7 protein-coding genes and 1 pseudogene are annotated in these 9148 nt (G+C 66.2%); 4 read left to right on the top strand and 4 right to left on the bottom strand.

Annotated elements, in window-relative coordinates:
• A pseudogene (locus tag DBR20_RS03100) lies at window positions 1-292 on the top strand (hypothetical protein); the annotation flags it as partial.
• A 21-nt stretch (window positions 293-313) separates the two neighbouring features.
• On the opposite strand, the gene DBR20_RS03095 reads toward DBR20_RS03100, so the two are convergent.
• Together DBR20_RS03095 and DBR20_RS03090 are read right to left on the bottom strand one after the other, a co-directional pair.
• Entirely contained in the window at window positions 314-970 is a 657-nt protein-coding gene (locus tag DBR20_RS03095) for a M23 family metallopeptidase (RefSeq protein WP_108265153.1), read from the bottom strand.
• A gap of 4 nt (window positions 971-974) precedes the next feature.
• Window positions 975-1934 (bottom strand): L,D-transpeptidase family protein, encoded by a 960-nt coding sequence (locus DBR20_RS03090; RefSeq protein ID WP_108265152.1) that lies wholly within the window; start codon window positions 1932-1934, stop codon window positions 975-977.
• A gap of 240 nt (window positions 1935-2174) precedes the next feature.
• Here DBR20_RS03090 and DBR20_RS03085 point away from each other — a divergent pair, with 240 nt between their 5' ends.
• Complete coding sequence (locus DBR20_RS03085; protein ID WP_108265151.1) at window positions 2175-4301, top strand: methyl-accepting chemotaxis protein; 2127 nt, start codon at window positions 2175-2177, stop codon at window positions 4299-4301.
• Between the two features lie 219 nt (window positions 4302-4520).
• On the opposite strand, the gene DBR20_RS03080 is transcribed toward DBR20_RS03085, so the two are convergent.
• Complete coding sequence (locus DBR20_RS03080) at window positions 4521-5060, bottom strand: hypothetical protein (RefSeq protein ID WP_108265150.1); 540 nt, start codon at window positions 5058-5060, stop codon at window positions 4521-4523.
• A 140-nt stretch (window positions 5061-5200) separates the two neighbouring features.
• On the opposite strand from DBR20_RS03080, the gene DBR20_RS03075 reads away from it, so the two are divergent.
• A complete protein-coding gene (locus DBR20_RS03075) occupies window positions 5201-5944 on the top strand; it encodes an alpha/beta hydrolase (protein ID WP_108265149.1) in 744 nt (247 codons plus the stop codon).
• A gap of 228 nt (window positions 5945-6172) precedes the next feature.
• Here DBR20_RS03075 and DBR20_RS03070 read toward each other — a convergent pair whose 3' ends face one another.
• The gene (locus DBR20_RS03070; protein ID WP_108265148.1) at window positions 6173-8269 is read right to left on the bottom strand and encodes a catalase; all 2097 of its coding nucleotides are present in this window, start codon (window positions 8267-8269) and stop codon (window positions 6173-6175) included.
• Window positions 8270-8387: 118 nt separating this feature from the next.
• On the opposite strand from DBR20_RS03070, the gene DBR20_RS03065 reads away from it, so the two are divergent.
• Window positions 8388-9122 carry an AraC family transcriptional regulator gene (locus DBR20_RS03065; RefSeq protein WP_089236448.1) on the top strand — a complete coding sequence of 245 codons (735 nt, stop codon included), beginning with the start codon at window positions 8388-8390 and terminating at the stop codon, window positions 9120-9122.
• The last annotated feature ends 26 nt before the right edge of the window (window positions 9123-9148 follow it).

The following is a 9148-nucleotide window of genomic DNA, read 5'->3' as shown; positions in this document are numbered from 1 at the left end:
GTTCACCGCCGCGTACTTCGGCTACGGCCGCGGTGACGCATTGCCCCGTGGCCGCTCCTGGCTGCGGGTGACCGTGCTGGCAGTGGAGCCGGCGCTGGCCGGCAGGCCGGCAACCGTCGAGCTGCAACCGCCGCTGGATCTTCTGAAGCTGACCGACCTGGACTACATCTGGCTGTGGCCATTCTTCTTCTGGAAACTGGCGGCGCTGTTGCTGCTGGTTCCAGGCATCGCATTGGTGATCTTCACCATCGCGCTGCGCAGGCAGCGCCCGCGCGTGGCGCAGGCGCCCTGAAGCAACCGTGCGGATTGCGACTTAATCCCCTCCGTCCGCTTTTTTCAGCAGCGGATAGGGGTTGAGCGACTCGCCCTTCCACCACTGTTTTTCCGGTCCCAGCGCGTGCACTTCGAAATGCAGGTGCGGGGCTTCGGGATTGGCATTGCCGGTACTGCCGACGTAGCCGATCACATCGCCGCGCTTGATGGTCTGCTTCTCGGCCAGCCCGTCGGCGTAGCGCTGCAGGTGTGCGTAGTAGTAGCACCAGCGGCCACTCGGTTCGAACTGGTAGAGGGTGAGGCCGCCACGTTTGCTGTCGAACAGTTTCTCGACATGGCCATCGGCCACGGCCAGCACCGGCGTGCCGGCAGCGGCCATGATGTCGATGGCGTCGTGCACACGGCCTTCGCTGCGTGCGTCGGTGAAGGTGTCCTGCAGTTGCGACGGCGCAATGCCCTGTACCGGCAGCAGCAGACCGGAGGGTGTGTCGCCGGTTGCTGCTGGGGCGGGCGCAGCGATTGCCGTCGCTGCCTGCTTCACGGATACGGCACCGACCCCGTTGGCCGCAGCCGGGGGCGGCACCACTGCAAGGGGGCGGGTACCCGCGCCATCGGACGGCTCGCCATCGCGCTGCAGCCACCAACCGGCGGCCACGCCCATCACCAGTCCCAGCACGATCAGTTGCGCAAGTCGCATCGGCTTACTCCTGCATCACCACGACTACCGACGTATCCACCGCCGCGGCCACGCGCAGCGCATCCCAGTTGGTCATGCGCACGCAACCGTGCGATTCGGTCTTGCCGACGTGGCCGGGCACCGGTGTGCCGTGCAGGCCGTAATGCGGCTTGGAGAGATCGATCCAGACCCGGCCGACCGGATTGTTCGGGCCGGGCGGAATCGTGGCTTTGCGATCGCCCTTCTTCGCGTCCCAGAACAGTTTCGGGTTGTAGTGGAATGGCGGATCCGGGTACACGCCGAGAATCTTCCACTCACCGATCGGCAGCGGGTCATGCTCGCTGCCCGACGACACCGGCACCTGCGCGATTACCTTGCCCTGTGCATCCAGCAGCTGCAGGGTGGAGTCGGATTTGTCGACCACCAGCCTGGCGGCCTTGGGCAAAGCGGCAGGCGCAATGTTGGGCACCTGGATGCGAGTGCCGGCCTTGCTCAGATCCACGCCGGGATTGAGGGCCTTCAGCAGCTCCGGGGCGGCATGGAAACGCTCGCCCAGTGATTCTTCGATACTGCTGAAGCCCAAGGATTTCAGTTTGGCCTGTTCGGCCGGCTTCTTGGGGATGGCGACAAAGGGACCGGCCACGTCTTCAGCGGTCAGCGTGTAGCTGGCCAGCGGAGTGACCGAATCGGCCTCCAGGGCTTTCCAGGTGGCATCGTCCAGTTCACCGTTGGCCGTCAGCCCGTGCGCGGCCTGGAAGCCGGACACCGCACGCCGCTGGTTGCTGCCCACTTCACCATCGATCTCGCCCGGAGAGAAATTCGCACGGTCCAGCAGGACCTGCGCATGCAGGGGTGAGCGTGCCGCCGTGTCAGGACCGGCTTTTTCGGCAATCGGCGCTGGCAGGCCGGCAGGTGGCGTGGACTGTGCGAAGGCGGGTGAGATCAACAGCGACAGGGCAAGCAGGGCGGGGCGGCATACGGGCATGGGCGTCTCCAAACAGATAACGCCTCCACCCTGCCTGCAAACGCTGCGTAGCCGCCGTGAAAAGGAACTGATGCCGGCATGAGCAGCGGGGGCGCATCGCCACGCCAAAGACCCACCGCGGAAGCGGAGGACCGCACCTCACCAAGGTGAACGGCTTCCGACGCAGGCGCACGGGGGACGATCAAGATTCCCGGCGGGCAGGCCGATATGGGCGCATCCCCCCCGTTTTGGATTCACCCCATGAACTACTTGAGGAACGTCAGGGTTGCCTGGCGTCTTGGGCTTGGCTTTGGCCTGTTGTTGCTGCTGGTTGCCGCCGTAGTGGCCACCGGCGCTACCGCCACCACCGTGCAGAAGCGTGCGATGGAGCAGGTGGTCGAGGTTGGCGTGGCCAAGGTACGGCTGCTGTCGGAGATGCTCGATGCCAACAACCAGATGATGGTCGTGCGCCGCGAGATGCTGATCCGCCAGGGCGAAGACCGCGCCAACGACGAGCAGCGCATTGCCGATCTGGTCAAGCGCTACGAGGCCAGCTGGACTGCCTACCAGGCCCTGCCCGGCGATGCCGAGGGCAAGGTGATCGGCGAGACCATCGCCGCCAAGCGTGCGCTCGCCCGTCCGCTCAACAAGCAGACCAGCGAACTGATGGAGCAGGGCGATTTCCCCGCTGCCGTGGCGCTGACCCTGGGGCCGGTGCAGGAAGCCGCCAATGGCTGGAACAAGGCCCTGGCCGATGGCGTGGCCTATGAGGAAAAGGAAAGCCGCGAGGCGGCTGCCGAGGCGATCCGCTTGGGCGAGCGCAGCCTGCTGCAGCTGCTGGCGCTGGGCGGCGTAGCCCTGCTGGTCGGCATCGCCGCGTCGGTGTTGATCGGCCGCAGCATGACCGGCCCGCTGGCGCGTGCGGTTCAGCTGGCCGAGCGCCTGTCGAAGGGCGAACTGGATCAGGAATTCCGCCTTGGCGGTCGTGACGAGCTGACCCAGCTCGGCGAGGCCATGGCCAGTGTGCGCCAGAGTGTGCAGGCGGCGATCGGTGCGCAGCTGCAGATGGCCGAACAGCATGAAGCCGGTGCGATCCGTTACCGGATGGATGCCAGTGCGTTCCCCGGCGACTTCGGCCGCATGGTGCAGGCCACCAACCACCTGGTCGAATCGCACGTGCAGGTGCAGCTGCTGATGGCCGAGGTGATGCAGCGCTATGCCATCGGCGATCTCAGCCGCGATCTGCCCGAGTACCCCGGCGAGAAGGGCACGTTGACCCGCACCCTGGCCGCGGTCAAGCAGAGCCTGATGGCGATCAACGCGCAGATCGATGAACTGGCCCGTGCCGCGCGCGCTGGCGATTTCAGCATGCGTGGCGACGCTGCGGCATTCCAGTACCAGTTCCAGGCGATGGTGAACCACCTCAACGGCATGATGGCCAGTTCGCAGGCCAGCATCGCCGATGTCTCCGACGTACTGCGCGCCATTTCGCATGGCAACCTCACTGCGCGCATGGACGGCGAGTACGAAGGTGTTTTCGCGCGCATGCGTGACGACGCCAACACCACCACCGCACAGCTGACCGGTATCGTGCGTGGCATCCAGGTGGCCGCCGACAGCATCAACAACGCGGCGCAGGAACTGGCGGCCGGCAACAACGATCTGTCGCGCCGTACCGAACAGCAGGCCGCGAATCTGGAAGAGGCTGCCGCCTCGATGGAAGAGCTGACCTCGACCGTGCGCCAGAACGCCGAGCTGGCCCGCCAGGCCGACAGCGAAGCGCACGCGGCCGGTGTCGCCGTGCGCGAGACCGAGCAGGCCATGGCACAGATGGCGACCGTGATGGGCGAGATCGATCAGTCTTCCGCGCGCATCTCGGAGATCTCCACGGTGATCGATGGCATTGCTTTCCAGACCAACATCCTGGCGTTGAATGCCGCGGTGGAAGCAGCGCGCGCCGGTGAACAGGGCCGCGGCTTTGCCGTGGTCGCCAGCGAAGTGCGTACGCTGGCCCAGCGTGCGGGCGTCGCTGCCAAGGAGATCAAGGAACTGATCGAGGACGCCGCCGCCAAGGTGCAGAGCGGCCTGGCGGTGACCGTGCAGTCGGAAGCTGCCATTGCGCGCGTGGCGCAGGCCAGTTCGCGTACCACCCTGCTGATGAGCGACATCGCCGCCGCCAGCAAGGAACAGGCCGCCGGCATCGAGCAGGTAAACCAGGTGGTGGTGCAGATGGACCAGGTGACCCAGCAGAACGCGGCCCTGGTGGAAGAAGCCACCGCTGCCAGCCGCGCGCTGGAAGAGCAGGCACATGCACTGACCACGTCGGTGTCGGTGTTCCAGCTGGAACCGGGTGTGCGCAAGCACGCCGTGTCTGCACGCGCAGCGTAAGCAATCCGTAGTTGGATGTTGGATGACGCCCTGCATGCGATGGCCGCATGCAGGGCGTCGATGTGTCCAACGGATGGGCACAGCTAGCGCCCGCGCGCGGCACGTTCGATCAACCAACCGGCCGCGTACAGCAACAGCAGCGTTGGCGGCACCAGCACCGCATACGCGGTCGACCAGTCCAGCTCATCACCCGTCGCGTCTTCATCTGTTGGCGATGCTTCAACGGACGTCGAAGCGCGCCTGCAGTGGCAGGTTCACACCCCGCAGCAGATCCTTGACCACCACCTGCGCAGTCCACGTACCTTTCGGATCGCCGGGCTCGGCGACGAATTTCAGCTGCACGTTGGTCATGTACAACAGGGGGGGTGGACCCGGCAGACGGGCGGTGAAGCAGGGAACATCGCGCTCATCCGCGCTGGTGCTGCCGTCCGGGCGCAGCATGCGCACGTCGCAGTGGACCTTGGCGGCGCCATCCTCGTCCAGTTGCGGGTTGGACAGGAACGTCAGCACGAACAGCTCTCCGCCCAGCCGCACGTCGCTGGTCTCGGTGAAGTTCGGCGTGGTGTCCGCTGGGGTTTCCCACTTGGCCCGCCAATCGGCGTCGGAGGTGACCAGCAGCGATGCCGCAAAGCCATCGCTGGATTTCATGGCATCGGTCTGCGGCACCGCCTTGCCGTCGCCATTTATCCAACCATCGCTGGCAAAGGTGGTGAGTGGCAGCATCAGGGCCATCATGGCCAGTGCGTTGGTCCATCGCATCGACGATTCTCCTTGGTAGCCGCATCCTGCGGCGGAGCCGGCAGTATCGCGCAACCTTGACCGACGCAGCGGGAGAAGAGCAGAGCAGGAGCTTCCGCAGCCTGCCGATCCGGGCGATGCTTGCCAGCAAAGGAGGTGCCATGAAAACCGGAAACGAGGAGAAGGAGTGCGGCGATGCGTCGGCTGCGCCGCTGCACGTACTGATGCTGCCAGGCCTGGATGGCACCGGCAGGATGTCGACCTCGTTCCTGTCCGCGCTGCAGGCTCATGGGCTGACAACGCAGGCCATCGCCCTGCCTGCACAGGGAGCCCAGGATTACGCCACGCTTGCCGAGGGGCTGTGGCCGCAGTTGCCACACGAGCCATTCGTGCTGCTTGCCGAGTCCTTCTCAGGCCCGTTGGCGGTTGAACTTGCCATGCGGCATCCGCCCGGGCTGCGCGGACTGGTGCTGGCCGCGACCTTCGCGCGTCGGCCCGTGCCATTGCCGGCAGCCGGCGCGGCACTGCTGTCGCCGGCCTGGCCGATGCCTCCCGTAGCGTTGCTGGCCCGCCTGCTGCTGGGGCGATGGCGCACCCGCGAGCTCCTGTCGATGCTGCGCGATACGTTGGCGCAGATCCCGGCGGCCACGCTGCGGCAGCGCGCCGCAGCAACCCTGCGGGTGGACGTACGCGCACTGCTGCCGCAGATCACGGTGCCAACGCTGTGTCTGCAGGCCCGTCAGGACCGGTTGCTGTGGCCGCCGAGTGTGGCCGAACTGCAGGCCCTGTTGCCGGATGCGCGGCAAGTTTCCCTTGAAGGGCCGCATCTGCTGCTGCAGGCCTGTGCCGAACCGGCCGCCGCCGTGGTGGCCGGTTGGGTGAGGGCGCTGCCGACTGCGGACTAAACTGCTGGCGTGGGCAGGTGCCGTCTTCTTCGTGCTCCTGCGCGCGCTGCCGCTGCGCTTGCCGCCACCATCCTGCTTGTTCACGGTGGCCCAGGCGATGCGCTCGGCGGTGCCTTCACTTGCACCGCGTTCGCGCTCGCTCTCTTCGATGTGCTCGGCCTGGCGCTTCTGCTTGTCGGTATAGGCGGATTTGTCACCACGGGGCATGAGCATTCTCCTGTCGGATGATCAGGCCAGCAGGCGCAGCTTCGGCTCGCGCGCCCACTGGCGGGTGGCGGCAGCGCTGAGGAAGGCCTTGCTGTCTTCGGCCTCCACGGTGCCGGCATCGTTGCCGACGCGCGCTGCCTTCAGCAGGGTTTGTGCGCCTTCGTCACTGGCGATCGCTTTGAGATGCGCCCAGGCGTCGCTGACGAAGCCTACGGCCGCCGCTTCCTTGGCCAACGCCTTGCCAGCATCGGCACTCAGCACCACGGCCACCGCATCGAACACCACCGACGGGGTACCGGCCAGCTGTCCATCGGCTGCCTGCAGCTTGCCGTCGCTGAGCGTGGCGCCACCGACTTTCGGTGCGACCAGCTTGACGCTGGCGCCGGCCTTTTCAGCGGCTTTACGCAGGTCGGCGATCACTCGCGCATCGGAACCTTCATCGAACAGGATGCCGATGCAACGCCCCTGCAGCACTGGCTTGTTGCGGCCGATCACGCGTACTTCGGGTGCGGCGGGCAGGTCCTGCGCGGGGGTTGCCGTCGGTGCCGGGTCGGGCAGGGTGCGCAGGGCCAGTCCGTCGGCCACGCGCTTGGCCAGCCCCTCGTCGATATTGCGCAGATGGCTGACGGTGCGCACGCGCACCTTCTCGGTTTCCACCTTCGACAGCTCGAACACCAGCGCGGAGGCCAGGTGCGCCTGCTCCGGTTTCTCCAGGCTGCGGAAGAACATCCGTGCCTGGCTGTAGTGGTCGGCAAAGCTCTCCGCACGGGTGCGGCCCTTGCGCCCGTCATCGGCGCTGGCGTGACTGCGGAAACCGGCGGGTGTTTCGCGCGGGCTGTCCTCCTGCAGCGAGCTCGGGTCGTAAGCCACGCGTCCCTTCGGTACCTGCATCTGCATGTGGCCATCGCGCTGGTGGTTGGCGAACGGGCACTTCGGTGCGTTGATCGGGATCTGGTTGAAGTTCGGCCCGCCGAGGCGGATCAGCTGGGTATCCAGATAGGAGAACAGACGCCCCTGCAGCAGCGGATCGTTGCTGAAGTCGATGCCGGGCGGCACGTTGGCCGGGCAGAACGCAACCTGCTCGGTCTCGGCGAAGAAGTTGTCCGGCCAGCGGTCCAGCACCATGCGCCCGATCACCTGCAGCGGCACCAGCCACTCGGGGATGATCTTGGTCGGGTCCAGGTGGTCGAACGGGAAGCCGTCGGCCTGTTCCTCGCTGAACAACTGCACGGCCAGCTCCCACTCGGGGAAGTCGCCGCGCTGGATCGCCTCGAACAGGTCGCGCCTGTGGAAATCGTTGTCGGCTGCCTGCAGTTTCAGCGCCTCGTCCCAGATCGTGGACTGCAGCCCCAGCTTCGGGCGCCAGTGGAACTTGACGAAGGTGGAGTTCCCTTCTTCATCCAGCAGGCGGAAGCTGTGGATGCCGAAACCTTCGATGGTGCGCAGCGAGCGTGGGATCGTGCGGTCGCTCATCGCCCACATGATCATGTGCATCGATTCGGGCATCAGCGAGACGAAATCCCAGAACGTGTCGTGCGCGCTGGCCGCCTGCGGGAACGCGCGGTCCGGTTCCATCTTCACCGCATGGATCAGGTCGGGGAACTTGATCGCGTCCTGGATGAAGAACACCGGGATGTTGTTGCCGACCAGATCCCAGTTGCCTTCCTTCGTGTAGAACTTCACCGCGAAGCCGCGCACGTCGCGCGGGGTGTCGACCGAGCCGGCGCCGCCGGCAACAGTTGAGAAACGGGTGAACACCGGCGTCTTCACCCCGACCTCGGTGAGGATCTTCGCCCGCGTCACCTTACCCAGCGACCGGGTCAGTTCGAAGAAGCCATGGGCGGCCGAGCCGCGCGCGTGGACGATGCGCTCGGGAATGCGCTCGTGGTCGAAGTGGGTGATCTTCTCGCGCAGCAGGAAGTCTTCCAGCAAGGTCGGTCCACGCGGCCCCTGGCGCAGGGAATTCTGGTTGTCGGCGACCGGGATGCCCTGGTTGCTGGTCAGTACCGGATGGGCACCTCCTGCGAGCTGATGCAGTTCATCGCCCTGGCCGCGGCTGTCACGGTCGGCGGAGGGAGTGGCGGGAGCGCGCTTGCCGGTCGGCTTGCTGGCGGCCATGGAGGATCTCCTGGAGCGGGTAGGGGGCAGACCCCAGACACTGGCGCCGGCGGCGTTAATGCACGGTCCCGTGGGAGTGAACGCGCAGACAAATCGGCGGCTCGGGTATGCTTGCCGCATGCGAGTCGAACCCGCCGACATCGAAGCCCTGTTCGACGCCATTCCGGACGTGCTGTTCTTCATGAAGGACCGCCAGGGCCGCTACACCTACGTCAACCAGACCATGCTGCGACGGCTGGGCCTGCGTGCGCGCAAGGACGTGATCGGGCGCACCGCGGCCGAGATCTACCCCACCGGCCTGAGTGCGGACTATGTCGACCAGGACGCACGCGTGCTGTCCGGCGAGGTGATCGAGAACCTGATGGAACTGCACCTGTTCGCCAACCGCGAACCGGGCTGGTGCCTGACCTGCAAACGTCCGCTGGTGGTTGACGGCCAGGTCGAGGGGCTGATTGGCATCTCCCGCGACCTCGGCCAGAAGGACAGCCTGGGCACCCAGTACGAGCAGCTGCGGCTGGCCCTGGCCCACCTCAATACGCACTATGCCGAGAACGTGCGGATGCAGACCCTGCTGGACATCACCGGATTCTCGTTGTCCAAGCTGGAGCGCAGCTTCCGCAAGGTGTTCCAGATGACCCCGCAGCAGGTGCTGACCCGGTTGCGGATCCAGATGGCCATGCACCTGCTGCATGGCAACGAGAGCATCGCCTGCATCGGCCAAGCCTGCGGTTTCAGCGACCAGAGCGCGTTCACCCGCAAGTTCAAGGCTGAAACCGGTTTCTCGCCGCGCGCCTATCGCGCCCGTATTGGTGGGAATGTCGGCGGCAGTGTCGGCGAGCCGGTACCGGCCTGAGTTCCCTGCTGCGCTGTGCCTATCCC

This window comes from Stenotrophomonas sp. HMWF023 (genome assembly GCF_003060985.1).
GTDB classification, from domain to species: Bacteria; Pseudomonadota; Gammaproteobacteria; order Xanthomonadales; family Xanthomonadaceae; genus Stenotrophomonas; species Stenotrophomonas lactitubi.
Note: the sequence above shows the minus strand (reverse complement) of the source record. Positions and strands in the feature narration are given on the sequence as shown.